We start from the raw sequence: 26,298 nt of genomic DNA on the forward strand, positions 1-26,298 counted from the left end.
AGAACTACTAATGAAGGCAAACTGGCAACAGGCGGGTCAGAAGATGAAACCCGGTCTGAAAATCGCAGGTAAATTCGTATTATTGACCGCATTACGCTACGGCCCGGCAGGTGTTGCCGGGTGGGCGATAAAATCTGTTGCCCGTAAACCCGTTCGCATGCTGTTGGCCGTTGCACTGGAGCCTTTACTGAAAAAGGTCGCAAATCGCTTTTCACGCCGCTATTTTTCCTGATAACACACCGCTTTTCCTGCGCTCTCTCCCTTTGAGAGAGCGCTCCTGTCCTCACTAAGATGTCGTTGTACTAGTTTCATCCATTCTTTGCGTTAGCTCACAAATACACAATTGAGTTGCTTTATCAGGCTATTTTTCACCCCTCTGGTTCGTTGACAGACATTTTCTATGGGAGTAGATTGCCCTTCGTGGGACCGCTACCATGGAAAATTAAAGTGAACGGAAAAATAAAACAGTTAATCAATCTTGTGTATGGCAATACTTTTACTCCAGAGCACTACGATACGCTGGAAGAAAAAATATCCCGTGCGGCAAATAATATTCAACACCCGCGTAAAGCAAGCTGGGATGAGCAAGATATTGTATTAATCACCTATGCTGATCAATTTATCTCTGATGGGCAAAAATCATTACCCGCTTTTACGCGATTCTATAATCGCTGGCTGTCATCCTCATTTTCACACGTTCATTTATTGCCTTTTTACCCCTGGTCTTCTGACGATGGATTCTCTGTTGTTGATTATCATCGCGTCTCACCAGAAACAGGTGAGTGGGGGGATGTGGCTGAATTAAAAAAATCGGCAAATTTGATGTTCGATTTTGTTTGCAATCACATGTCTGCAAAAAGCCAGTGGTTCAACCATTATCTTAATCAGGATCCTGAATTCGAAGATTTCTTTATTGCGGTTGATCCTGAAACGGATTTGTCGGCTGTTACGCGGCCTCGTGCTTTACCGTTGCTCACACCCTTTACCCTTGCCGATGGCTCGGTTCGTCATTTATGGACGACGTTCAGCGATGACCAGATTGACCTGAATTTTGCCAGTCCACAGGTTTTGATCGCGATGGTCGACGTCCTGCTTCACTACCTTACTGAAGGTGCGGATTACATTCGACTTGATGCGGTGGGGTTCATGTGGAAAATCCCAGGCACCTCCTGCATCCACCTTGAACAGACCCATCGTCTGATTCAGCTGTTCCGCGCTATCACAGACGCTGTCGCCCCTGGTACGGTCATTATCACGGAAACTAACGTCCCGCATAAGGACAACATTTCCTATTTTGGTGAGGGTGATAATGAAGCCCAGATGGTTTATCAATTCTCGCTCCCGCCACTGGTGCTGCATACCGTTCACAGCGGTAACGTACAGGCGCTATGTCAGTGGGCGCAGGGATTATCCCTCCCATCTTCACAGACAACCTGGTTCAACTTCCTGGCATCTCATGATGGTGTCGGGTTGAATCCGCAGCGGGGCATTTTACCCGAGTCGGATATCCTCACGCTTGTAGAAAAGCTGCAAAGTGAAGGGGCCTTGGTTAACTGGAAAAATAATCCCGACGGTACGCGAAGCCCGTATGAAATAAATGTCACCTATCTTGATGCGTTAAGTCATCGCGATAGTGACGATGATGACCGCGTGGCGAAATTTGTTTTAGCTCATGCCGTTTTGTTGAGCTTCCCGGGCGTGCCTGCCATTTATATTCAAAGTATTCTGGGTTCACGCAATGATTATGCAGGCGTGGAGCGATTGGGCTATAACCGCGCGATAAATCGTCGGAAATATCAAGAAGGTCAAATTGATTCTGAGCTAAGTGACGAAAATAGTCTCCGTCAAAGGATCTATCAAGCCATGATTAACCTGATAGCCATTCGTCGTGAAAATAAAGCGTTTCACCCAGACAGCGAGGCATCTTTTGAGAACCCATGTGAACATGTTCTTAAAATTACTCGCGCAGCCAATAATGGTGAGAAAGTTATTGCGTTATTTAACTTCTGTGAACATCCACAAACCCTTTCTGTGAACATTCATTCAGCAAAAGAGCTTATTACAAACGGTGATATTAACGGGAATACTCTGACCCTTAATCCGTGGCAAGTCATGTGGATTAAAGAAAACTAAAAGGACGAAATAAATGAAAATGCCAAAAGTCGTGCTGATATCAGCACTGGTTTCTTGCGCCCTGTTAATGGGGTGCAAGGATGATAAAAAATCGGTTGTGACTATCGAATTTATGCACTCTTCGGTGGAACAAGAACGTCAGGCCGTTATCACACAGCTGATTGAACGTTTCGAGAAGGCGAATCCTTCCATCAAGATCAAACAGGTTCCTGTCGAAGAGGATGCGTATAACACCAAAGTTATCACGCTGGCCCGAACCGGGGCGTTACCAGAGGTGATCGAGGTCAGTCATGACTATGCCAAAGTCATGGACAAGGAGCAGTTGCTCGATCGTCAGGCCATTAGCAATGCTATCGGCGCGGTCGGTCAAAGCACCTTCTACGATGGCATCTTGCGCGTTGTTCGTACTGAAGATGGTCAGGCCTGGACGGGCGTTCCGGTGAGTGCATGGCTGTCGGGTGTCTGGTATCACAAAGATGCATTGGCTGCGGCAGGGATTAGCGAACCTCATACCTGGGAAGCGCTGCTTAAGGCAAGTCAGGCCTTCAACGATCCGGCGAAAAAACATTACGGCATAGCATTGCCTACGGCTGAAAGCGTCATGACCGAGCAGGCATTTTCACAGTTTGCGCTCTCTGGCGGTGCGAATGTGTTCGATGCCAAAGGGGAGGTGGTCATTGATACCCCCGAAATGAAAAAAGCGCTGGCGTTCTATCGCGATCTCTCTGCTACGACCATGCCTGGCTCGAACGACGTCATGGAAATTAAAGATGCGTTCATGAACGGCTCCGCGCCAATGGCGATCTACTCGACTTACATTCTTCCAGCCGTTTTCAAAGAGGGGAATCCTGCCAACCTGGGCTTTGTGGTCCCGACAGAGAAATCATCGGCGGTCTACGGAATGGTTACCTCGCTCACCATTACAACGGGCCAGACCGAAGACGAAACCAAAGCGGCAGAACAGTTTGTCACCTGGATGGAGCAGGCTCAAAACGCGGCTGACTGGGTCATGATGTCGCCGGGCGCGGCCTTACCGGTGAACAAACTGGTTGTAGAGACCGCCTCGTGGAAAGAGAACGACGTGATCAAAGCCTTCGGTCAACTGCCTTATGAGCTGATTGCGCAGTTCCCAAATGTTCAGGTCTTTGGCGCAGTGGGTGACAAAAACTTTACGCGGATGGGCGACGTGACAGGCTCCGGCATCATCAGTTCAATGGTGCATAACGTCACGGTGGGCAAGAAAGACCTCACCGGCACGTTAAGCGATAGCCAGAAGCGTTTGGCTGACCTGATTTCTCAACGATAGGAGCGCACCGCGAAGGGAATTATGAAGACGTTGTTTTCTGGCCGTTCAGATATGCCTTTCGCCATGTTGCTGTTGGCCCCCAGCCTGCTATTGCTGGGGGGCCTTGTAGCCTGGCCAATGATTTCCAACATTGAAATCAGTTTTTTACGTCTGCCGCTAAACCCGAGTATTAACGCCACGTTTGTCGGGATAGATAACTATATTCGCATCCTGAGCGATGGGGCGTTCTGGCACTCATTGTGGATGACATTCTGGTATACGGCACTGGTTGTCCTCGGCAGTACGGGATTAGGGCTGGCGGTTGCTATCTTTTTTAACCGTGAGTTTCGTCTGCGTAAAACGGCACGTTCACTGGTGATCCTGTCTTACGTCACGCCGTCCATATCGCTGGTGTTTGCCTGGAAGTACATGTTCAACAATGGCTACGGCATTGTGAACTACCTCGGCGTGGATTTACTGCATCTTTACGAGCAGGCGCCGTTGTGGTTTGACAACCCAGGCAGCAGCTTTGTGCTGGTGGTGCTGTTTGCTATCTGGCGTTACTTCCCGTACGCGTTTATCTCGTTTTTGGCGATTTTACAGACCATTGATAAATCCCTGTATGAAGCCGCTGAAATGGATGGCGCAAATGCCTGGCAGCGTTTTCGTATTGTGACGCTTCCCGCCATCATGCCGGTACTGGCGACGGTCGTCACGTTGCGCACTATCTGGATGTTCTACATGTTTGCAGATGTTTATCTGCTGACAACCAAGGTCGATATCCTCGGCGTTTACCTCTACAAAACGGCATTTGCCTTCAATGATTTAGGTAAAGCTGCGGCGATATCCGTGGTGCTGTTTGTGATTATCTTCGCCGTCATTCTGTTGACCAGAAAGAGAGTAAACCTCAATGGCAATAAATAAACGCCCCTTAGCGCGGATAGGCTTCTACGTCGGCCTGATGCTGTTTCTGATCGTTACGTTGTTTCCGTTTTTCGTGATGCTGATGACCTCGTTCAAGAGCGCGAAAGAGGCTATTTCGCTCAACCCGACCATCCTGCCGCAGGCGTGGACGCTACAGCATTATGTCGACATTTTTAACCCGTTGATCTTCCCGTTCGTGGACTATTTCAGAAACAGCATGGTGGTTTCACTCAGCTCATCGGTGATTGCGGTCTTTCTCGGAACGCTTGGTGCGTACGCGTTATCCAAGCTTCGCTTCAAAGGCCGTACCACCATTAACGCCAGTTTTTATTCGGTCTACATGTTCTCCGGCATTTTGCTGGTGGTGCCGCTTTTCAAAATCATCACCGCGCTTGGCATTTATGACACGGAGCTGGCGCTGATTATCACCATGGTGACGCAAACACTCCCGACGGCAATTTTCATGCTGCGCAGCTATTTCGACACGATCCCGGATGAAATCGAAGAGGCGGCGATGATGGATGGGTTGAATCGCCTGCAAATCATCTTCCGTATCACGGTGCCGTTGGCGATCTCTGGTCTGGTATCGGTCTTTGTCTACTGCTTTATGGTGGCCTGGAACGACTATCTGTTTGCCTCGATTTTCCTCTCCAGCGCCAGCAATTTCACCTTGCCGGTGGGGTTAAACACGCTCTTTAGTACGCCGGATTATATCTGGGGTCGCATGATGGCGGCATCGCTGGCAACCGCATTACCGGTGGTCATCATGTACGCGCTTTCTGAACGTTTCATTAAAAGTGGTTTGACCGCCGGTGGCGTAAAGGGCTGAGGCGGCCAATTTTAACAAGGAGTCAGTCATGAAGAAGTTAGTAGCGACAGCGCCGCGTGTGGCGGCATTAGTGGAATACGAAGATCGTCCCGTTGCAGCAAATGAAGTCAAGATTCGCGCTCGCTTTGGTGCGCCGAAACACGGTACTGAAGTGGTCGATTTTCGCGCCGCCAGCCCGTTTATCGACGAAGAGTTTAACGCGGAATGGCAGATGTTCTCCCCGCGTGAAGAAGGGACTGCCCGTGGGATTGAATTCGGGAAGTTCCAGCTCGGCAATATGATTGTCGGCGAGATAGTCGAGTGCGGGGCAGACGTGACCGAGTATCAGTTCGGCGACAGCGTATGTTGCTATGGCCCGTTGCAGGAGACCGTCATTGTTAATGCGGTCAACAACTACAAACTGCGCAAAATGCCGAAGGGTGCTTCCTGGAAAAATGCAGTGTGCTACGACCCGGCGCAGTTCGCGATGAGCGGCGTGCGTGATGCCAACGTTCGGGTGGGTGATTTTGTGGTGGTGGTGGGCTTAGGGGCGATTGGCCAGATAGCCATTCAGCTGGCGAAAAAAGCCGGTGCTTCCATTGTTATCGGCGTTGACCCTATCGAGCATCGCTGTGAGATTGCCCGCCGTCATGGTGCCGATCACTGTATTAATCCGATCGGTACCGATGTGGGTCTTGAGGTTAAAAGAATCACGGGTAAGCAGGGCGCTGATATCTTCATCGAAACCAGCGGTTATGCCGATGCGTTGCAATCTGCCCTGCGCGGTCTTGCGTACGGCGGAACCATTTCCTACGTCGCTTTTGCTAAACCTTTCAGCGAGGGCTTCAACCTGGGACGCGAAGCGCATTTTAACAATGCGAAGATCGTGTTCTCGCGAGCCTGTAGCGAGCCAAACCCGGATTACCCGCGCTGGAGCCGCAAGCGTATCGAAGAAACCTGTTGGGAACTTCTGATGAATGGTTATCTGCAATGCGACGATCTTATCGATCCGGTGGTGACTTTCCAGGACAGCGCCGAAAGTTACATGAAGTTTGTCGACCAGCATCCAGAACTCAGCATCAAAATGGGCGTCACTTTTTAAGCTAAGGAAAGCACTAATGAAAATCGCAACGCAAAACCAGGCCTTTTTCCCGGCCACTATTCTCGAAAAATTCAAATTTATTAAGGCCATGGGTTTCGACGGTTATGAAATTGATGGCAAGCTTCTGGTCGATAATCTGGCAGAAGTGAAAGCCGCCATTAAAGAAACCGGTTTGCCGGTGACCACAGCATGCGGTGGTTACGATGGCTGGCCAGGCGACTTTATTGAGGAGCGTCGTCTCAATGGCTTACAGCAGATCGAAGGCATTCTCGAAGCTTTGAGCGAAGTGGGTGGCAAGGGCATTATTGTACCTGCGGCCTGGGGCATGTTCACCTTCCGTCTGCCGCCGATGGTGTCACCGCGTAGTCTTGAAGGCGATCGTAAAGCCGTGAGTGACTCCCTCCGTTGGCTTGACGAGGTGGCTGCGCGTACGGGTACAACGGTGTACCTGGAGCCGCTTAACCGCTATCAGGATCACATGATCAACACGCTGGCCGATGCGCGTCGTTACATTGAAGAGAACGACCTCAAGCACGTTCAGATCATCGGTGATTTCTATCATATGAATATCGAAGAAGATTCATTGACTGAGGCACTTCACAACAACCGCGATCTGCTTGGCCACGTTCACATCGCTGATAATCACCGTTATCAACCGGGCAGCGGTTGTCTGGATTTCGCCACTTTATTTGATCAGCTGCGTGCCGATGGCTATCAGGGCTATGTGGTGTATGAATGCCGCGTGCGTGCTGATAATTTAGCGGAGGCCTATCAAGCGTCGCTCAACTTCTTACGTGAATGCTAAGGATGACGAGCGTGATGAGTGCTTCAACACCTTCGCCGCTGCGCGTCGCCATTATTGGTGCCGGGCAGGTGGCGGACAAAGTGCATGCCTCGTATTACGCCACGCGCAACGATCTACACATGGTGGCTGTCGCAGACAGTCACCTTGCGCACGCGCAGGCATTTGCTGAACGTCACGCTATCCCCGCGACGTTTCAGGATACGCGGCAGATGTTGCAGGACGCCAAACCGGACATCGTGAGCGTCTGTTCACCGAATCGTTTTCATTTTGAACATGTGATGGCGGCGCTTGAGGCTGGGTGTCACGTCATGTGTGAAAAACCACCTGCGATGACACCGCAGCAGGCCGATGCCATGAGACTGGCAGCAAGAAAGGCTGGAAAAGTGCTGGCATACGATTTTCATCATCGTTTTGCGCTGGATGCTCAACTGCTGCGAGAAGCGGTTCAGGACGGCACATTGGGTGAGGTTTATGTTACCCGTGCGCAGGCTTTACGCCGATGTGGCGTGCCAGGCTGGGGCGTCTTTACCGATAAATCCTTGCAGGGCGGTGGACCACTGATAGATATCGGTATTCATATGCTGGATGCGGCGATGTATGTCCTGGGCTTTCCGGCGGTAAAACGCGTCACGGCGCACAGTTTCCAGAAGCTAGGAACGCGCAAATGCAGCGGTCAATTTGGGGCGTGGGACCCGAGTCAATACACGGTCGAGGACGCGCTTTTTGGCACCATCGAATTTTGTAATGGCGGCATATTGCGTCTTGAAACCTCGTTTGCTCTTAACATCCGTGAGCAATCGATTATGAACGTTTCGTTTTGCGGCGAGAGCGCTGGTGCGACGCTTTTCCCAGCGCACATTTACAACGATATCGACGGCGAACTGCACACGTTGATAGAGCGAGAAGAGGCTGACGACCAGCGGCATGTACGCAGCATGGATGCGTTTGTTCGCCACGTGATGGGCGAGCCCGTCATGATTGCGGATGCAGAGCAGGGGCTGGTTATTCAGCAGCTTGTCGCGGCACTCTATGAGTCTGCGGAAAAAGGGGAAAGCGTGTCGTTATGTTAACTTTTTCCGTTTTAACCGAACCCGTATTCAATCCGCATGGCTTGAACAAATACGCTTCAATCATGGCGTGTGGCAATGGCTACATGGGTATTCGTGCCACGCACGAGGAGAACTATACCCAACAAACTCGCGGCATGTATCTTGCGGGGCTTTATCACCGCGCGGGACGCAATGAAACCAACGAGTTAGTGAATCTGCCCGATGTGATGGGAATAGAACTGCAACTGGACGGTGACAATTTTACGCTGCTTGCAGGTGAAATCCTCTGTTGGGAGCGAGAACTCGCATTTTCTAACGGCGAGTTGTGCCGCAATGTTGTCTGGCGTTCTTCACAGGGGAAACGCTTTCGTATCGAAAGCCGCCGCTTCGTTTCGCTGGAGCAATTGCCTTTAACCGCACTGCAATTTGCCGTTACCCCTTTAGATGGCCCTGCACAAATTAGCCTGACAACCGGTATCGATGCGACGCAAACCAACAGTGGTCGGCAGCATCTGAACGAACTGTCGGTTCGGGTGTTCGATCAGCATTATTTGCAGGGCACGTATGAAACGCAGGATAGCGCGTCAGAGGTGGTCATTTCCGCCTCTTGTCGACTGAGTACCGACAGTGAGAGCTGTTTTACAGCCAAAAACCGCCGTCTGAACTGCCACCATACGGTCAACGCAGAGGAAGGGCAGACGGTGATGCTCGAGAAAATCGTCTGGGTGACACATCGCAGCGAAAAAGAGATTTCGCTGGAGTCTTTTGCCCGCAACGCCATGACCGAGCTGAAAATCTGCGCGGCGAGGGGATATGAAGCGCTACGGGAACAAACCTCCCTGGCGTGGGAAGATGTCTGGAACAGATGCCGGGTTGAGGTGCAATCGACCGATAACCAGGATCAGCTTGCGCTGGATTATGCCATCTGGCACCTGACGGGGATGACACCGATCAACAATGATCGGTGTAGCATCGCGGCAAAAGGGCTGACGGGAGAAGGCTATAAGGGGCATGTGTTCTGGGATACCGAAATTTTCCTTTTACCCTTCCATCTGTTGACCCGCCCGCAGACGGCCCGAAATTTGTTGCGCTATCGCTGGCTGAACCTTGCGGGTGCGCGGGAGAAAGCCCGGCGCAACGGCTGGCCTGGCGCGTTATTCCCCTGGGAAAGTGCAGCCAGCGGTCAGGAAGAAACGCCAGAGTTCGCTGCGATTAACATCCGCACGGGAGTTCGGCAGAAGGTCGCCTCTGCGCTGGCGGAGCATCATCTGGTGGCGGATATCGCATGGGCCGTGGTGGCTTACTGGCATGCGACGCAGGACGATGCGTTTATGCGCAACGAAGGGCTAACGCTGCTTGTCGAAACCGCACTTTTCTGGATGGGGCGTACAACGGAGGTGAATAGCCGCCTGGAAATCCATAACGTTATCGGCCCGGATGAGTACACCGAGCATGTCAATAACAACGCCTATACCAACTACATGGCCTGGTATAACGTGGCGCATGCGCTTGAATTTATGCATCAGTTTGAGCGACAGAACGACGCTTTCTGCAACGCCGCAGAGCACTTTTTGCAGCGCTTATGGTTACCCGAAGCAAATGCCGCAGGCGTCATTGCGCAGGATGATACGTTCCTGAGCAAACCGGCGATCGATCTCAGTCGTTACAAAGCGAAAGCGGGAAAGCAGACGATTTTGCTCGATTACTCGCGGGCTGAAGTCAATGACATGCAGATCCTCAAGCAGGCTGATGTGGTCATGCTTAACTATCTGCTGCCGGAAAAGTTCACCCTCCAACAATGCGCCGCGAACCTGGCGTTCTATGAGCCTCGAACGATTCATGATTCCTCACTCAGTAAAGCTATCCATGGCATCGTCGCCGCCCGTTGCGGTGATACCGCGTGTGCGTATCAGTTCTGGCGTGATGGGGTGGCAATCGATCTTGGCGACGATCCGCACAGCAGTGACGACGGTATTCATGCTGCGGCCACTGGCGCAATTTGGTCAGGCGTGGTGCAGGGGTTTGCGGGTCTGCAAATGATGAACGGTGAACTGCATCTGTCTCCGAAATTACCTGCCCAGTGGCAACGGCTTCATTTCCCGCTCAGATGGAAGAATACCGATATCGAGATAGCGGTAGAACCACAGCGTCTGGTCGTGACAACAACCGCACCGGTAGCGCTAACAATATGGGGCAAAAGCCTGACTATATCTGGCCGGCAATCCTTCGCTATGAGCGACTTTGATTTACCCGTTAATGGGACCGCTACCAGCGAGGGTGCACGTCATGTTTAAGGCAGTCATTTTCGACCTGGATGGCGTGATCACCGATACAGCACATCTGCATTTTCTGGCATGGCGGACTATCGCGAGCGAGATAGGGATAACCATTGACGAAGCGTTCAATGACGAGCTGAAGGGGATTAGCCGCATGGAGTCGTTGCAGCGGATCCTTCATCACGCAGGTGTGCAGGAGTTGTACGGTCCTGAAGCGTGTCGCCAGCTTGCCGCAGCAAAAAATAGGTTATACGTCGATTCTTTAGCGTCGATAACCCGGAACGCGCTACTCCCTGGCATCTGTGAGGTACTGGCAGAGATACGCGCGGCCAACGTGAAAATTGGTCTGGCTTCGGTATCGCTTAACGCGCCCACGATCTTACAGGCTCTCGGGATAGAGGATGCTTTTGATTTTTGCGCAGATGCTTCGCTGATAACGCATTCGAAGCCCGATCCGGAAATCTTTCTCGCGGCATGCGATGGCTTAGGTATCCGTCCTGACCGGGCGATAGGTATCGAGGATGCACAGGCGGGCGTGGAGGCGATCAATGCCGCTGGCATGGTGTCGGTGGGTATTGGCGGTGATTTGAAAAATGCCGGTCTGCAACTCGCTTCAACGCGTGAATTGACCTGGCAATGTTTATCCGATTTTTGGGCCACGCAGGCTCGCCCGAATTCGTATTGATAAGGAGACCACAATGGCTCAGCTTTCCCTTAAACACATTCAAAAAATCTATGACAATCAGGTCCATGTGGTGAAGGATTTCAACCTCGAAATTGCGGACAAAGAATTCATTGTTTTTGTTGGCCCGTCAGGCTGCGGGAAATCCACCACCTTACGCATGATTGCCGGGCTGGAAGAGATCAGTGCAGGCGAACTCATCATTGATGGTGTCTGCATGAACGATGTCCCCGCCAAGGCGCGGGATATCGCCATGGTATTCCAGAACTATGCGCTTTATCCGCATATGACCGTTTACGACAACATGGCGTTTGGTTTGAAGATGCAAAAAATCGCGCCAGCGATAATCGAAGAAAGGGTTAACTGGGCGGCACAAATTCTGGGATTACGCGATTATTTAAAGCGCAAGCCTGGGGCATTGTCAGGAGGGCAGCGCCAGCGCGTGGCGTTAGGCCGCGCCATCGTACGTGAGGCAGGGGTGTTCCTGATGGATGAACCTCTGTCGAATCTGGATGCAAAATTACGCGTCCAGATGCGTGCGGAAATCAGCAAACTCCACCAAAAACTCAATACCACCATGATCTATGTCACTCATGACCAGACCGAAGCCATGACGATGGCAACGCGGATTGTGATTATGAAGGATGGCATTATTCAGCAGGTGGGGGCGCCGAAGCATGTCTATAACGAACCTGCTAATATGTTTGTCGCCGGGTTTATCGGTTCGCCTGCGATGAACTTTATCCGTGGGGCGATCGACGGGAATTATTTTGTCACGGAGACCTTACGCTTAGAAATTCCGCAAAATAAACTTGCGGCTCTTAATGCGTTGGGTTACCAGCGTAAGGCTGTCGTTTTTGGAATAAGACCCGAAGATATTATCACCTCGCAAATGACATCCGTTTCTGTTCCGGCAAAAGTGAGTGTCGCAGAACTGACTGGCGCGGAGTTTATGCTTTATGCCACCGTGGGTGGGCATGAATTAGTGGTTCGCGCCAGTGCGGTCAATGATTATCACGCCGGAGATAATCTGGCTATTCAGTTTGAAATGGATAAGTGTCATTTCTTTGATGCTGATACCGAAGTCGCTATTAGATAAAAAATGTTAGCCGCCGGGAATGTTCTTTTCCGGCTTTTTAGTTGTTTCTTTATAAAGGAATATATTAATGAGTACTCTACTAAGAAGTGCTGCGCTCTTATTGTGCGCAGGCATCACGTCCGCCCACGCCGCTAAAGATGAACATAAGTGGAATTTCAATATTGGTGCCATGTACGAAATTGAAAATGTAGAAGGCCAGGGCGATGATAAAGATGGTTTATATGAACCCTCCGTCTGGTTTAATGCTACGTATGACGCCTGGACGCTTTCGCTGGCAATGTACCAGGAAGGTCCGGTAGATTACAGCAGCATGACCCGCGGAACCTATTTTGATCGCCCAGAATTTGAGTTGCGCTACCGGTTTATCGGAACGGACGATTTCACGCTTGGCTTGACCGGTGGGTTCCGTAATTATGGCTACCATTTTAAAGACGATCACGGTGCTAAAGACGGTAGCGCCAATATGCAGCGTTATAAGGTGCAGCCAGACTGGGATCTTAAACTCAGCGATGACTGGCGTTTTAGCGGCTGGTTTGCCATGTATCAGTTCGCTAACGATTTGGATAAAACCGGTTATTCTGATAGCCGCGTTGAAACTGAAACAGGGTTTACCTGGAAGATTAACGACACGTTTTCCGTTAAAACGAACTACTACTTAGAACGCGGTTTTAATATGGACGGCGGGCGAAATAACGGGGAATTTTCAACGCAGGAAATTCGTGCTTACTTGCCGATCTCGCTGGGTAATACCACGTTAACCCCTTACACCCGCCTCGGACTGGATCGTTGGTCAAACTGGGACTGGCAGGATGATCCCGATCGCGAAGGTCATGATTTCAATCGTCTCGGCATGCTGTACGCCTACGATTTTACCAATGGCCTGTCCATGACGCTGGAATACGCCTACGAATGGGAAAATCATGACGAGGGTGAAAGCGATCGATTCCACTACGCTGGCGTCGGCGTGAATTACGCATTTTAATCGTTTTTACACCAGGGGCGCTCATTCGCCCCTGGTTGTCACCGCAGAGAGGCCGTTAAAGAAAGGTGTGTTTCAACAATAACGCGCTGAGGAACGGGTTTGCCTGCGATACGTTTAAACAGTAAATCGCAGCTCTCTTCACCCAGTTTACGCGTCGGGATATCAAAACCGCCCGGAGCGGGTGTCAAAATAACGGAAAGCATTGGGTCGCTGTATCCGGCGACAGCAAGTTGTTCCGGTATCATCAGATTTAACTCATCCGCTGCGCGATACAATGCGAGGAGTTTCATCGTATCGGTTGCAAATACAGCATCGGGTGGCTGTGCCGACGACAGTAATTTACACGCTGCGGATAACGCGCTTTCGTGAGAATATCCGCCATCAACGATCCATTCAGGATTAAGCTCGATATCATGTTTTTGCAGACTGGCTTTATAACCCGCCAGGCGGTCAATGGAAACATGATAATCCAGCGGAGCATGTAAACACGCGACTTTACGATGACCGTGTTTAATAAAGGTATCGGTCAGGGTGATACTGTCACTGAAATTATCGGTATCGACCGAATAGATATTCTTAAAATCACCTTCAACTTTGCCAATCACCACAACGGGAATTCCCCATGCATCCAGGCTAGGGAAAAAGGATTCGTTTGCTGGTGAACTCAGCATAATAATCCCTTTGATTAACTTTTGTTTTATTTTGCTTTCACATTTATGCAGATCATCTTCACTACTTTTGGATGTTTGCAAAATGACGTCAAAACCTTGCTCTTCTGCTTTTGCGGTTATGGTATGCAGTACATCAGAGAAAAAGGGATTGCCAGCGGTGGTTTTTGCAGAACGAGTGGAAATAACCATGATCGCATCAAAGCCGGAGGAGGTCAGAGCACGAGCGAGCTTGTTAGGTTGGTAATTTAATTCCGCAATCGCTTTTAGCACTTTTTCACGAGCTTCAGGCGAAATATTGGTTTGCTTATTCAGAACCCTGGACACGGTTGACTTAGAAACACCAGCAACGCGTGCAATATCATAAATGGTGGGTGACATACACCTTACGAGCTCCATCATAACGGCAATGATGCATATCTTACTGGAGAAAATTCGGCAATAGCAATAATTATGAATTGATAATCAACGATCTGCCCCAACGTATTGTATTCTGAAGTGGGTGTTTGCGGTCTTCTGGGCAATGAAGGATGGCTATGAAGCGATTTAAAAACGAACTGAATTCCCTGGTGAATCGTGGCGTCGATCGTCATCTGAGGCTGGCGGTGACGGGCTTGAGCCGCAGCGGTAAAACGGCATTTATTACCGCGATGGTAAACCAGTTACTTAATCTCCACGCCGGTGCCCGTTTGCCGTTGCTAAGCGCAGTACGCGAAGAACGGCTGCTCGGCGTGAAGCGCGTGCCGCAGCGGGATTTTGGTATCCCTCGATTTACCTATGATGAAGGACTCGCACAGCTGTACGGGTCACCGCCGACCTGGCCGACCCCCACGCGGGGTGTCAGTGAAATCCGTCTTGCGCTGCGTTTTCGCTCTAATGATTCATTGATGCGCCACTTCAAGGATACCTCTACGTTATACCTTGAGATTGTGGATTATCCAGGTGAATGGCTCCTCGATTTGCCCATGCTGGCGCAGGACTATCTAACCTGGTCCCGGCAAATGACTGGGCTTTTACAAGGGCAGCGAGCAGAGTGGTCGGCAAAATGGCGAGAATTATGCGCTGGGCTGGACCCGCTGGCACCTGCTGACGAGAATCGTCTTGCGGCTATTGCACAAGCCTGGACTGACTATCTTCATCACTGCAAGCAGCAGGGGATGCATTTCATCCAGCCAGGCCGCTTTGTCCTGCCGGGCGATATGGCGGGCGCGCCTGCGCTGCAATTCTTCCCATGGCCAGATGTGGATGCCTGGGGCGAATCGAAACTGGCGCAGGCGGATAAACATACCAACGCGGGAATGCTGCGCGAACGGTTTAACTATTATTGCGAGAAAGTGGTGAAGGGTTTTTATAAAAATCATTTTCTCCGCTTCGATCGACAGATCGTGTTAGTTGACTGCTTACAACCCTTGAATAGCGGTCCACAGGCGTTCAACGATATGCGTCTTGCTCTGACCCAACTGATGCAGAACTTCCACTACGGGCAGCGCACGCTGTTTCGCAGACTGTTCTCTCCGGTTATCGATAAACTGCTTTTTGCTGCCACTAAGGCTGACCACGTAACGGTGGATCAACACGCCAATATGGTTTCTCTGCTGCAACAGCTGGTTCAGGATGCCTGGCAAAATGCGGCTTTTGAAGGCATCAGTATGGATTGTCTGGGGCTGGCTTCGGTGCAGGCGACGCAAAGCGGGCTGATTGATGTGAACGGGGAAAAAATCCCGGCACTTCGCGGGCATCGCCTGAGCGATGGTGAACCTTTAACGGTTTATCCTGGCGAAGTGCCCGCTCGTCTGCCCGGTCAGGCATTTTGGCAACAGCAGGGCTTCCAGTTTGAGGCATTTCGCCCGCAAGCAATGAACGTTGACCAGCCTTTACCGCATATTCGGCTGGATGCGGCGCTGGAATTTTTGATTGGAGATAAGCTGCGATGACGGAACCTTTGAAGCCACGAATTGATTTTACCGGCACGCTTGAGCAGGAACGAGCAGAAGCATTGAAGACCGCTCAGGCGTTCACCGGCCCTCAGGCTGACAATTTTGCGCCAGCGGTCACCGAAGAACTGCTCTCGGACGAAGGGCAAGCGGAAGCGGTCGTTGAGTCTGCGCTGCGTCCAAAACGCAGCCTGTGGCGCAGGATGGTCATGGCGGGGCTGACGTTATTTGGCGTGAGCGTAGTAGGACAAGGCGTTCAGTGGACCATGAATGCCTGGCAAACGCAGGATTGGATTGCACTGGGGGGTTGTGCCGCGGGTGCGCTGATTGTGGGCGCAGGCGTGGGGTCGATTGCGACAGAATGGCGTCGACTATGGCGATTGCGCCAGCGGGCCGATGAGCGAGACGACGCGCGCGAGTTACTGCACAGCCATGCCACCGGTAAAGGGCGTGCTTTTTGTGAGAAGCTGGCAAGTCAGGCGGGGATTGACCAGTCCCATCCGGCATTGCAGCGCTGGTACGCCGCCATTCATGAAACACAAAATGACCGCGAAATCGTCTCGTTATATGCGCATATTGTGCAGCCGGTCCTCGATTCGCAAGCGCGTCGGGAAATCAGTCGTTCCGCCGCAGAATCTACGTTAATGATTGCTGTCAGTCCGCTGGCGCTGGTGGATATGGCATTCATCGCCTGGCGCAACCTGCGTCTGATTAATCGTATTGCCACGCTGTATGGAATTGAATTGGGCTATTACAGCCGCTTACGCTTGTTCCGCCTGGTGTTGTTGAACATGGCGTTTGCCGGGGCCAGCGAACTGGTGCGTGAAGTGGGGATGGACTGGATGTCTCAGGATCTCGCGGCGCGGTTGTCGACTCGTGCAGCACAGGGAATAGGGGCTGGCTTACTCACTGCGCGTTTGGGCATCAAGGCCATGGAGCTTTGTCGTCCACTGCCGTGGATCGATAACGATAAACCCCGTCTTGGGGACTTCCGTCGCGAATTAATCGGCCAGTTGAAAGAGACGCTCAGCAAAAAACCGCAGTAAAAGCCTGGTAAATCGTCTCGCTGTCAATATTTGTTGACAGCGAGCTTCCAGCCAGACGATATCTGACTTATTATTTTAGGGTTACTGGCTAATAGAGTGGTTTTCCCATGCGTCTGGAAGTGTTCTGTCAGGACCGTATCGGTCTGACTCGCGAGTTACTCGATCTCCTTGTTTTGCGTGATATTGATTTACGCGGCATCGACATCGATCCTATCGGGCGAATTTACCTCAATTTTGCCGAAATTGAATTTAATACCTTTAGCAGCCTGATGGCGGAAATACGCCGTATCGCTGGCGTTACGGATGTGCGTACCGTGCCGTGGATGCCCTCAGAGCGGGAGCATCTGGCGCTGAGCGCGCTGCTTGAAGCGATGCCAGAGCCATTCCTGTCCCTGGATCTTAAAGGTAAGGTCGAACGAACCAACCTGGCGAGCTGCCAGCTTTTTGGGCAAAGCCAGGACAAGCTGAGCAATCATCTTGCTTCGCAGCTCATCCCTGGGTTCAACTTCCAGCGCTGGATCGACAGTAATCCGCAAGGCACGCACAGCGAACATGTGGTGATAAACGGACAAAACTTCCTGATGGAAATTACCCCGGTCCATTTGCAGGGCGAAAACGGCGTTAGCGTGCTGACGGGCGCGGTGATCATGCTGCGCTCAACCGTTCGTATGGGCCGTCAGTTACAAAATCTGTCCAGCCAGGATGTGGGGGCGTTTAGCCAGATTATCGCCGTTAGCCCGAAAATGCGTCACGTGGTCGATCAGGCGCGTAAGCTGGCTAATCTCACCGCGCCGCTGTTAATTACCGGCGATACGGGGACGGGCAAAGATTTACTTGCACATGCAGTACATGCTTCCAGCCCGCGCGCGGCTAAGCCTTATCTCGCGCTCAATTGCGCCTCGATTCCGGAAGATGCCGTCGAAAGCGAGCTTTTTGGTCATGCGCCTGAAGGCAAAAAAGGGTTCTTCGAACAGGCCAACGGCGGCTCCGTGCTGCTGGATGAAATCGGCGAAATGTCACCCCGCATGCAGGCCAAACTGTTGCGTTTCCTCAATGACGGGACGTTCCGCCGCGTGGGGGAAGATCATGAGGTGCATGTCGATGTTCGTGTGATTTGCGCCACGCAGAAAAACCTGGTTGAGCTGGTGCAAAAGGGTGTGTTCCGCGAAGATCTCTATTATCGTTTAAACGTACTGACGCTCAATATCCCGCCGCTGCGTGATTGCCCACAGGACGTCATGCCGTTAACCGAGCTTTTCGTTGCGCGCTTTGCCGACGAGCAGGGCGTTCCGCGACCAAAACTCTCCTCTGACCTGGGGACAATGCTGACGCGCTACGGTTGGCCGGGAAATATCAGACAGCTCAAAAATGCTATCTACCGTGCATTGACGCAGCTTGAAGGATACGAACTCCGCCCTCAGGACGTGCTGTTGCCGGATTATGACGCAGGCTCGGTTTCTGTTGGCGAAGAGGCGATGGAAGGATCGCTTGACGACATTACCAGTCGGTTTGAACGCTCGGTTCTGACGCAGCTTTATCGTAACTATCCCAGCACGCGTAAGCTGGCAAAACGCCTGGGCGTTTCGCATACCGCGATTGCCAATAAATTACGTGAGTACGGACTAAACCAGAAAAAAGCGGAAGAGTAGAAAAGGAAAAGCCTCTGAGTAGAGGCTTTTTTCGCACTTAGGCTTTCAGTACATCGAGAGCCGCAGTGTAATCTGGCTCGGTGGTAATTTCGTTAACCAGTTCGCTGAAAACAACGGTATCGTTTTCATCAATAACCAGCACTGCACGTGCTGCCAGGCCTTTTAGTGCGCCTTCAGAAATACCCACGCCGTAGTTTTCGAGGAAATCCGGGCTACGCAGGGTGGAAAGGGTTACGACATTGCTCAGACCTTCTGCGCCGCAGAAACGTGACTGGGCAAACGGCAGGTCAGCAGAAATGCACAGCACGACTGTGTTATCCATTTCGGTGGCCAGTTGGTTGAATTTACGCACGGATGCCGCGCATACGCCGGTGTCGATGCTTGGGAAAATGTTCAGAACTTTGCGTTTGCCAGCAAACTGGCTCAGGGTAACGTCAGACAGATCTTTTGCCACGAGGGTAAAAGCCTGCGCTTTGCTGCCAGCCTGCGGAATTGAACCTGCAACAGAAACCGGGTTGCCCTGAAAATGAACGAGTTGTGACATAGATATCTTCCTGTTTACAAATAGTTAACGTCGCAGCTAGTGTATGACATCAGCGGATAACACGGCAAACCAATTTTTCGCGTACGGGAGCAAGTGATGAGAACCGTCAAAGTCTATGAAGAAGCATGGCCATTGCATTCCCCCTTCGTGATCTCTCGCGGCAGTCGTAGCGAGGCTTGCGTGGTGGTGGTTGAGATAGAAGAGGACGGTATAAAAGGCGTAGGGGAGTGCACCCCTTATCCGCGCTACGGTGAGAACCTTGCTTCCGTCATGGCGCAAATTATGACTATCTTGCCCGAGCTCGAAAAAGGACTTTCGCGCGATGCTTTACAACAAGCCTTACCGGCAGGGGCAGCGCGTAATGCCGTTGACTGCGCGTTATGGTCGCTCGAAGCGCAGCAAAAAAATCAAAGTATCGCCAGTTTCCTGGGAGTGGTGGTACCGCAGACTATCGTGACCGCGCAAACCGTGGTCATCGGTGAACCTGCTCAGATGGCCGCCAGCGCAAAAGCGTTATACGACGCCGGCGCGCGATTGCTCAAGGTTAAACTCGACGATCATCTCCTGAGCGAACGTATGGTGGCTATACGCTCCGCCGTTCCACTGGCGACCCTCATTGTCGATGCGAACGAATCCTGGCAAATAGAAGGGCTGGCGGCGCGCTGCCAGCTGCTGGCGGATTTGGATGTGGCGATGCTTGAGCAGCCGCTGCCTGCAAAGGATGATGCTGCTCTGGAGAACTTTATTCATCCACTACCCATCTGCGCAGATGAAAGCTGTCATACGCGTGAGAGCTTGTCCAGCCTGAAAGGGCGCTACGAAATGGTCAACATTAAGCTCGATAAAACGGGCGGGCTAACCGAGGCGCTGGCGCTGGCTAAGCAGGCCCGCGAAGAAGGATTTTCGCTAATGCTCGGCTGTATGCTCTGCACCTCCAGAGCGATTAACGCTGCGCTACCGTTGACGGGCCAGGTGAGCTTCGCCGATCTCGATGGCCCAACCTGGCTGGCGGTCGATGTCTCGCCAGCGCTGAATTTTACAACCGGCTCACTTCACCTGTGAGATTGCCAGCGTAACAGGTCGGTCATTGCTCTCAGGTATTTCTCGCTCGCTTCATCGGATGACACAGGCGGGAATTCTGCCGTGATGCAGTATAAGCCCAGGTCGGCACACCAGCTGCCAAACGAGCCAGGCGTTTCGTATCCGACGCTACTTACCAGCGGCAGCGTAAACGCATCCGCCAGCCACTGTCCTAATTCCGTTTGACCAGGATCTTCAATACAGGCTAAAGGATCGTGAAACGACACGATCCATGCAGGATGAAGATGATGGATTAATTTGGCGAGTGCTTGCGTTTCCGGTTCTGAGCCGGGCTTATCGCCCGTGAGTAAAACCACATCCCGTTCTTGCGCTGCGCTGTTCCATCGATAAACCGTCTCTCCCTCGCGCCAGTTTGCTGCCGGGAAATTACGGTTGAGATCGACTCCACGCGCGTTGGCGCGTAACCCTAACTGACAGCCATCCGGGTTGACCGTAAGGACAACGTGATGGCGTCGCAGTTCCGGCTTAAGCGTGCGCAAAGCGCAGGAAAGGGTCACTATTGATGAGTTTTCATCACCATGTGTGCCTGCGATGATCAAACCGCTGTGGCGATCGGCCTGCGGTGCCGGAAACCAAATAAGCGGGGCACCTAAAAAAGAGCGGCCATAGTGTTCGGCACCGGGCGGGAATGCTCCACGCTCCGTTCTTGGTCGGGTCGGTGACATACGAAATCCTGATAATGAGTGCTTTCATGCCAGTGTTGTGTAAAAACCGCGCTTAATCAAATAGTTTCAGCATTGGTAGAAAACGGCGAGATATCAACTTTTCGGCCTAAGATATTTGCATTTCTCCGTTTCGAAACAAATAATTACGCATCTGCTCGTTACCCATCATCTTAAAGGGGATCCCATGAAGCATCCTGTTTCGCTGCTTTGTTCTGCGCTGTGGCTGTGCGGACTTTCTTCACTCTCTTATGCTGCCGACGTGCCTGCGGGAACCGTGCTGGCGCAGCAACAGGAATTGGTTCGTCATATTAAAGACGAACCGGCATCGCTGGATCCGGCCAAAGCCGTTGGCCTGCCCGAAATTCAGGTCATTCGCGATTTATTTGAAGGGCTGGTTAATCAGAACGAAAAAGGGGCGTTGATTCCTGGCGTGGCAACGAAATGGCAGAGTAACGACAATCGCGTCTGGACTTTTACATTGCGCGATAACGCGAAGTGGTCAGATGGCTCGCCAGTTACCGCGCAGGATTTTGTCTATAGCTGGCAGCGTCTGGTCGATCCGAAAACCATTTCACCTTTTGCCTGGTTCGCTGCGCTGGCGGGTATGACCAACGCGCAAAACATTATCGACGGGAAAGCCGCGCCCGATACGCTTGGCGTGACCGCAGTGGATGCCCGAACGCTGCGAGTGCAGTTGGATAAGCCGCTGCCGTGGTTTGCTAACCTGACGGTAAGTTTTGCTTTTTATCCCGTGCAGAAGGCGAATGTTGAAAGCGGCAAAGACTGGACTCGCCCTGGTGCGCTGGTCGGCAATGGAGCATATGTTCTGAAGGACCGGGTGGTAAATGAAAAGCTGGTTGTGGAACCCAACGCCAGCTACTGGGACAATGCTAAAACGGTGTTGAAAAAAGTGACGTTTATTCCCATCAATCAGGAATCCTCGGCGACCAAACGTTATCTCGCGGGTGATATTGATATAACAGAGTCTTTCCCAAAAAACCTGTATCAAAAGCTGATGAAAGATATTCCTGGGGAAGTGTATACGCCGCCACAGCTCGGGACGTACTACTACGCGTTCAACACACAGAAAGGACCAACGGCAGATTCACGCGTGCGTCTGGCGCTGAGTATGACCATCGATCGCCGGATCATGGCCGAGAAGGTATTGGGTACCGGTGAAAAACCAGCGTGGCATTTCACTCCGGATGTGACGGCAGGCTTCACGCCAGAGGTTTCTCCGTTCGAACAAATGTCTCAGGATGAGCTAAATGCTCAGGCCAGAATGTTGCTCCAGGCGGCGGGATATGGTCCGCAACGTCCACTTAAACTGACGCTGCTGTACAACACTTCTGAGAACCATCAGAAAATCGCGATTGCCGTCGCCTCGATGTGGAAGAAAAATCTTGGCGTCGATGTGAAGTTGCAAAACCAAGAATGGAAAACCTACATTGATAGCCGTAACACCGGGAATTTTGATGTTATCCGCGCATCCTGGGTGGGCGATTACAATGAGCCATCTACGTTCCTGTCGCTGCTAACGTCAACACACAGCGGTAATATTTCACGTTTTAACGATCCTGCTTACGATAAAATTATCAATCAGGCGTCGCTAGAAGCCACCGCTAAGGCGCGTAATGACGATTACAATTCGGCGGAGAAAATCCTTGCTGAAAAAGCACCGATCGCGCCCATTTACCAATACACCAACGGGCGCTTGATCAAGCCGTGGGTAAAAGGGTATCCGATTAATAATGCAGAAGATGTTGCCTACAGCCGGACAATGTATATCGAAAAACATTAATCTTAAAAACCCGCCTGAGCGCGGGTTTATTTTAGTCTATGGGGCATCAATTGAAGGATAAAGACGGTTTTCGAGATAACTCACCAGATGCCACATCTCTCCACTCAAAATAAACCACAAACCAAATATCATTAGGCATGAAATAATCAAGATGAGTACAAATTCCGTTTTTCCCATAGCAAACTGTTACCCATCTCAAATATGTATCATAGCGTCGGGCATTGTAACGAGGCTTTGATTAATTAACCAGTATTCAGGCCGCCAGCACTTTATTACGTCCATCATTTTTGGCGCGATAGAGCGCGTCGTCCACGCGTTTAAACAACTCGTCGATACTTTCTTCTGCGTTATGTCGCGCAACGCCGATACTCACCGTGAAGCGGGGAAGACCAGGAATAGCGATGCGCGCCACAGCGGCACGAATGGTCTCAGCGACCTGCATCGCTGTATCCAGCGGTGTACGTGGCAGCAGAATCACGAATTCCTCTCCGCCCCAGCGAAAAACAAAATCATCTTTCCGGCTACAGGCTTCCAGCGTGCGGGAAAGCGAAATTAAAACCTCATCGCCTTTGAGGTGTCCGAATACGTCATTGATATTTTTGAAATGATCGGTATCCACCAGCAATAAGCTGAACTGGTTCTGGACCGGTAAATAAGAAGGGTTGGTTTGTTCAGTTATCCGATAAAATTGACGACGATTTAACAGCCCCGTCATCGAATCACGCATTGCGGCATGTTCCAGTTCCTGCTCAAGCCGTTTTTGTTCGGTAATATCGTGAACGATGCAGAGCATCAATTTATCGCCGTAAATTTCGATTGGACCCGCATAAGTTTGTACATGCCGCGTAGAACCGTCCGCGAGACGATGGACAAAATTAAGCGGTTTATGTCCGCCAGGTAAGCGCGCAATTTCCGTCATGATCGGCAGTATATCGCGTCCTAACGTATTAATTTCCCATGTATGTTTACTGCACATATCGTCATGGTTGTAGCCGTAAAAATTCAGTGCGGCCATATTGGCATCAACAATTTGACCGTCTCTTGCGGTGTCGATTAACAGCATCGGTGCGCTATTAGTCAAAAAGAAACGCGCGTAGAAACCCTGTTTTTTACGTTGATAGTTCGCTGATCGCGTTGCCTTGAGCCCCGACGGCACCTGAGAAACAATGCCTTCAAAAACAATCACGTCACCTATGCTGTCATAGTGGGTCACTGAAAGACGGCAACTCAGGGTGGTATGATGTTTCCCTCGCAGAATAGTCCAGATTTCAACGATTTCGAGATCTGACTTCAGATCGGATACATACATTGAAAGCTGAGTTTGCGCACTGGCGGAAAAGATCCCTTTGCGCATGTCATCCAATGAATTCTCAAGCATCAGAACTTCAGCCGCGACGTTAGCAAAAATAACCTGTTCAGAAACGGGGGATACCAGCCATACAGGCGTTTTGATTAGATTCAGCGCATCGAAACTGTGTAGCGACATGGATATTTCCCGTTCATCGGTTTCTGTGCCTGATAGTCACGCCGGAATCTGCACGCGTGGTCTTCTTTGAAACATACTCCAGTTCGCCAATTCAGGCATGATTTTTTTGTGAATTAACGGGGTACTCCACGTGATTTTTACCGATCGGTATAATTTGTTTATCGGATTTATTTTGTAAGACCAGCCACGGCACCTGCTCCGCAGGAAGTGGACGAGAAAAAAGATAACCTTGTAAGTAATCACATCCCAGCTCAGCAAGTATCTGCCGTTGTTCTTCTGTTTCGATGCCTTCCGCAACCACGACCATATCCATGGTCCGCGCTACGTGAATAATGGTTTCAATGATCTTCTTACTCTTTTCATTTTCAAACATGCAGTCAATAAAGCTTTTGTCGATTTTAAGTTCTTTCACCGGAAGAACATTGAGCATCAACAGGTTTGAATAGCCGGTGCCAAAGTCATCAATAGAGACGATGTAGCCTGCCTGATTAAATTCGTTTAACAATTCAATACTGCGTTCCAGGTTTTTAAGCGCAGTACTTTCAGTGACTTCAAGAATCAATCGTGAAGGATCAAGATTATATTTTTGCATCGCAGCGGAGACAACGTTGAATATATCCTGTTGCTCAAATTGAATAGGTGACAAATTAATCGACAGTGTCCATTGACTAAATCCCTGCTCGGTCCAGAAACGCAACTGTCGGCAGGCTTGTTCAATTGCCCAAACCCCTACCGGAATGATGAGTCCGGTTTTTTCGAGTGACGGCAAAAACACGTTCGGCAACAGCACGCCTTGTTCAGGATGATGCCAGCGCAGCAGCGCCTCAAATCCGTGAATTTCATGCGGCTCAACGATATAGGTTGGTTGATACCAAAGCTCGAACTGCTCGCGTTCAAGTGCCTGGCTCAGGTCCTGCAGGAAGCTTGGCTCTGCGGAGATAGCTTTTGACATCTCCGGGCGATAAATAGCCCAACCGTTACGGCCTTCCTGTTTGATGTGGTACATCGCCGCGTCCGCTTTAAACTTAAGTTCGTGCAGCGTTTCACCATGCTGAGGGTAGAGGCTGACCCCGACACTCATCGTGATATTGAGCGTATGTCCACAGATAGAAAACGGACGGCGAATATCCTCAAGCATTGTTGTGGCAAGCGTAGCGAGTTTCTCATCATCGCTGTCGGTAAGCAGCAGAATGAATTCATCGCCACCTAACCTTGCAAGCGTCATCCCCGGGACCAACCTGGCGGTGAGGCGTTGTGCAATGTTGATCAGCAATTCGTCGCCGACATGATGACCCCAGGTATCATTCGTCATCTTGAAATGGTCAATGTCTAAAAACATTACCGCAAACTGCTTTTTGTTTAGCAGCGCACCGTGCAGGCAATCCTGTAGCTTGAGGTCCATTTGGTGACGATTAGCAAGACCGGTGAGTGCATCAAAGCGTGCCTGTAATTCCAGTTGTTTATTCAACTGGCGCAAATTTTCGGTCAGGCGACTGGTGCGGTAATGGGAATCCACGAGAGAAATAATAAGCATGATCCCGAGCAATACCAATGTTGTCACTGAGACCCATATTGACAACCCATGCTCGCTTACCTCGTTGGGCATCGCGGGCATCGTATGTTGAAAACTGGCAGCGTACATGCCCGTGTAATGCATCGCGCAAATCGCGATACCCATCACCACAGCGGCTGCAATACGATTAATAAATACGCCTTTGTGGCTGTGACGTAAATGGAATGCCAGCCACAGTGCCGTACCGGAGGCCACGACGGCGATTAAGACAGACAACGATACGATGGTCATATTCCAGCTGATACCGCTGTGAAGCATTAACGCCGCCATACCGACATAATGCATGGAAACCACGCCTGCACTGAGGATCAGCGTCGCGAAAAACAGCCGAACAAGAGAAAGGGTATTTCCAGGAACAACGATGTTGATAGCCATCGTGGCCGCCACAACCGCGATAGCCAGCGAACCAATGGTTAGCCACAGGTCATAGCTCATCACCATCGGCATTTTCATCGACAGCATGCCAATGAAGTGCATGGACCAAATCCCTATACCTAAGGTTGCGCCTCCTGCAACGCGCCAGCACAGCGCCGCTTTTCGGCTGGCGCCGGTGATTTTGCCCGCGCTGTCCAATGCCACGAATGATGCGATAAAGGCCACCAGGAACGAGATGGCGATAAGTACAGGGTCCCACGATACATCCAGCATTATGCAATCCCACGCTCAAAAATTGAGATGTTGTGTTA

The 26,298-nt window shown here is 51.1% G+C and carries 23 protein-coding genes; 17 read left to right on the forward strand and 6 right to left on the reverse strand.

The window, feature by feature from the left end; translation table 11 throughout:
• Nucleotides 1-10 precede the first annotated feature (10 nt).
• The 12 genes from pspD (at nucleotide 11) to AC6EMZ_RS15070 (ending at nucleotide 13,145) form a co-directional block, all read left to right on the forward strand.
• The gene (gene pspD / locus AC6EMZ_RS15015) at nucleotides 11-232 is read left to right on the forward strand and encodes a phage shock protein PspD (protein WP_498403374.1); all 222 of its coding nucleotides are present in this window, start codon (nucleotides 11-13) and stop codon (nucleotides 230-232) included.
• A gap of 215 nt (nucleotides 233-447) precedes the next feature.
• Nucleotides 448-2,133 carry a sugar phosphorylase gene (locus AC6EMZ_RS15020; protein ID WP_498403376.1) on the forward strand — a complete coding sequence of 562 codons (1,686 nt, stop codon included), beginning with the start codon at nucleotides 448-450 and terminating at the stop codon, nucleotides 2,131-2,133.
• A gap of 13 nt (nucleotides 2,134-2,146) precedes the next feature.
• Nucleotides 2,147-3,439, forward strand: a complete 1,293-nt coding sequence (locus AC6EMZ_RS15025) for an ABC transporter substrate-binding protein (RefSeq protein ID WP_498403377.1) — start codon at nucleotides 2,147-2,149, stop codon at nucleotides 3,437-3,439.
• Nucleotides 3,440-3,460: 21 nt separating this feature from the next.
• Nucleotides 3,461-4,342 (forward strand): carbohydrate ABC transporter permease, encoded by an 882-nt coding sequence (locus AC6EMZ_RS15030; protein ID WP_498403378.1) that lies wholly within the window; start codon nucleotides 3,461-3,463, stop codon nucleotides 4,340-4,342.
• Nucleotides 4,329-5,171, forward strand: coding sequence for a carbohydrate ABC transporter permease (locus tag AC6EMZ_RS15035; protein ID WP_498403379.1), 843 nt, complete (start codon nucleotides 4,329-4,331; stop codon nucleotides 5,169-5,171). The genes AC6EMZ_RS15030 and AC6EMZ_RS15035 overlap by 14 nt, the downstream gene beginning before the upstream one ends.
• A 28-nt stretch (nucleotides 5,172-5,199) precedes the next feature.
• Nucleotides 5,200-6,252: a D-guloside 3-dehydrogenase gene (gene ycjQ, locus AC6EMZ_RS15040; RefSeq protein WP_498403380.1), complete on the forward strand. Its 1,053-nt coding sequence runs from the start codon at nucleotides 5,200-5,202 to the stop codon at nucleotides 6,250-6,252.
• A gap of 16 nt (nucleotides 6,253-6,268) precedes the next feature.
• Entirely contained in the window at nucleotides 6,269-7,057 is a 789-nt protein-coding gene (gene ycjR, locus AC6EMZ_RS15045) for a 3-dehydro-D-guloside 4-epimerase (RefSeq protein ID WP_498403382.1), read from the forward strand.
• Between the two features lie 11 nt (nucleotides 7,058-7,068).
• The gene (gene ycjS, locus AC6EMZ_RS15050; RefSeq protein WP_498403383.1) at nucleotides 7,069-8,127 is read left to right on the forward strand and encodes a D-glucoside 3-dehydrogenase; all 1,059 of its coding nucleotides are present in this window, start codon (nucleotides 7,069-7,071) and stop codon (nucleotides 8,125-8,127) included.
• Entirely contained in the window at nucleotides 8,121-10,400 is a 2,280-nt protein-coding gene (locus tag AC6EMZ_RS15055; RefSeq protein ID WP_498403384.1) for a glycoside hydrolase family 65 protein, read from the forward strand. The genes ycjS and AC6EMZ_RS15055 overlap by 7 nt, the downstream gene beginning before the upstream one ends.
• Nucleotides 10,393-11,067 (forward strand): beta-phosphoglucomutase, encoded by a 675-nt coding sequence (gene pgmB, locus AC6EMZ_RS15060; protein ID WP_498403385.1) that lies wholly within the window; start codon nucleotides 10,393-10,395, stop codon nucleotides 11,065-11,067. Before AC6EMZ_RS15055 ends, pgmB begins: the two co-directional genes overlap by 8 nt.
• Nucleotides 11,068-11,080: 13 nt before the next feature.
• A complete protein-coding gene (locus tag AC6EMZ_RS15065) occupies nucleotides 11,081-12,163 on the forward strand; it encodes an ABC transporter ATP-binding protein (RefSeq protein ID WP_498403386.1) in 1,083 nt (360 codons plus the stop codon).
• A gap of 67 nt (nucleotides 12,164-12,230) precedes the next feature.
• The gene (locus AC6EMZ_RS15070; RefSeq protein ID WP_498403387.1) at nucleotides 12,231-13,145 is read left to right on the forward strand and encodes an OmpG family monomeric porin; all 915 of its coding nucleotides are present in this window, start codon (nucleotides 12,231-12,233) and stop codon (nucleotides 13,143-13,145) included.
• Nucleotides 13,146-13,183: 38 nt separating this feature from the next.
• Here AC6EMZ_RS15070 and AC6EMZ_RS15075 read toward each other — a convergent pair whose 3' ends face one another.
• Nucleotides 13,184-14,194 (reverse strand): LacI family DNA-binding transcriptional regulator, encoded by a 1,011-nt coding sequence (locus tag AC6EMZ_RS15075; protein WP_498403388.1) that lies wholly within the window; start codon nucleotides 14,192-14,194, stop codon nucleotides 13,184-13,186.
• 155 nt (nucleotides 14,195-14,349) lie between these two features.
• On the opposite strand from AC6EMZ_RS15075, the gene AC6EMZ_RS15080 reads away from it, so the two are divergent.
• The 3 genes from AC6EMZ_RS15080 (at nucleotide 14,350) to tyrR (ending at nucleotide 18,442) form a co-directional block, all read left to right on the forward strand.
• Nucleotides 14,350-15,747: a YcjX family GTP-binding protein gene (locus AC6EMZ_RS15080; protein ID WP_498403389.1), complete on the forward strand. Its 1,398-nt coding sequence runs from the start codon at nucleotides 14,350-14,352 to the stop codon at nucleotides 15,745-15,747.
• A complete protein-coding gene (locus AC6EMZ_RS15085) occupies nucleotides 15,744-16,793 on the forward strand; it encodes a TIGR01620 family protein (protein WP_498403390.1) in 1,050 nt (349 codons plus the stop codon). The genes AC6EMZ_RS15080 and AC6EMZ_RS15085 overlap by 4 nt, the downstream gene beginning before the upstream one ends.
• A gap of 107 nt (nucleotides 16,794-16,900) precedes the next feature.
• On the forward strand, nucleotides 16,901-18,442 hold the full coding sequence (gene tyrR / locus AC6EMZ_RS15090) for a transcriptional regulator TyrR (RefSeq protein ID WP_498403391.1): 1,542 nt from the start codon (nucleotides 16,901-16,903) through the stop codon (nucleotides 18,440-18,442).
• A gap of 37 nt (nucleotides 18,443-18,479) precedes the next feature.
• Here the strand turns inward: tyrR and tpx are convergent, their stop codons facing one another.
• A complete protein-coding gene (tpx, locus tag AC6EMZ_RS15095; RefSeq protein WP_498403392.1) occupies nucleotides 18,480-18,986 on the reverse strand; it encodes a thiol peroxidase in 507 nt (168 codons plus the stop codon).
• A gap of 96 nt (nucleotides 18,987-19,082) precedes the next feature.
• Between tpx and ycjG the strand changes: the two genes are divergently transcribed.
• Nucleotides 19,083-20,048 carry an L-Ala-D/L-Glu epimerase gene (gene ycjG, locus AC6EMZ_RS15100; protein WP_498403393.1) on the forward strand — a complete coding sequence of 322 codons (966 nt, stop codon included), beginning with the start codon at nucleotides 19,083-19,085 and terminating at the stop codon, nucleotides 20,046-20,048.
• Here the strand turns inward: ycjG and mpaA are convergent.
• The gene (gene mpaA / locus AC6EMZ_RS15105) at nucleotides 20,039-20,752 is read right to left on the reverse strand and encodes a murein tripeptide amidase MpaA (RefSeq protein ID WP_498403394.1); all 714 of its coding nucleotides are present in this window, start codon (nucleotides 20,750-20,752) and stop codon (nucleotides 20,039-20,041) included. The genes ycjG and mpaA overlap by 10 nt on opposite strands.
• Before the next feature lie 184 nt (nucleotides 20,753-20,936).
• On the opposite strand from mpaA, the gene AC6EMZ_RS15110 reads away from it, so the two are divergent.
• A complete protein-coding gene (locus tag AC6EMZ_RS15110) occupies nucleotides 20,937-22,553 on the forward strand; it encodes a peptide ABC transporter substrate-binding protein (RefSeq protein WP_498403395.1) in 1,617 nt (538 codons plus the stop codon).
• Nucleotides 22,554-22,589: 36 nt separating this feature from the next.
• Here AC6EMZ_RS15110 and AC6EMZ_RS15115 read toward each other — a convergent pair whose 3' ends face one another.
• The 3 genes from AC6EMZ_RS15115 to AC6EMZ_RS15125 all read right to left on the reverse strand — a co-directional run bounded on the left by AC6EMZ_RS15115 (nucleotide 22,590) and on the right by AC6EMZ_RS15125 (nucleotide 26,260).
• Nucleotides 22,590-22,730, reverse strand: a complete 141-nt coding sequence (locus AC6EMZ_RS15115) for an Ecr family regulatory small membrane protein (protein ID WP_498403396.1) — start codon at nucleotides 22,728-22,730, stop codon at nucleotides 22,590-22,592.
• 76 nt (nucleotides 22,731-22,806) lie between these two features.
• A complete protein-coding gene (locus AC6EMZ_RS15120) occupies nucleotides 22,807-24,039 on the reverse strand; it encodes a diguanylate cyclase (protein WP_498403397.1) in 1,233 nt (410 codons plus the stop codon).
• A gap of 91 nt (nucleotides 24,040-24,130) precedes the next feature.
• On the reverse strand, nucleotides 24,131-26,260 hold the full coding sequence (locus AC6EMZ_RS15125) for a putative bifunctional diguanylate cyclase/phosphodiesterase (RefSeq protein ID WP_498403398.1): 2,130 nt from the start codon (nucleotides 26,258-26,260) through the stop codon (nucleotides 24,131-24,133).
• Nucleotides 26,261-26,298: the final 38 nt, after the last annotated feature.

The sequence above is a fragment of the Enterobacter sp. SCRI0065 genome (assembly GCF_059766475.1).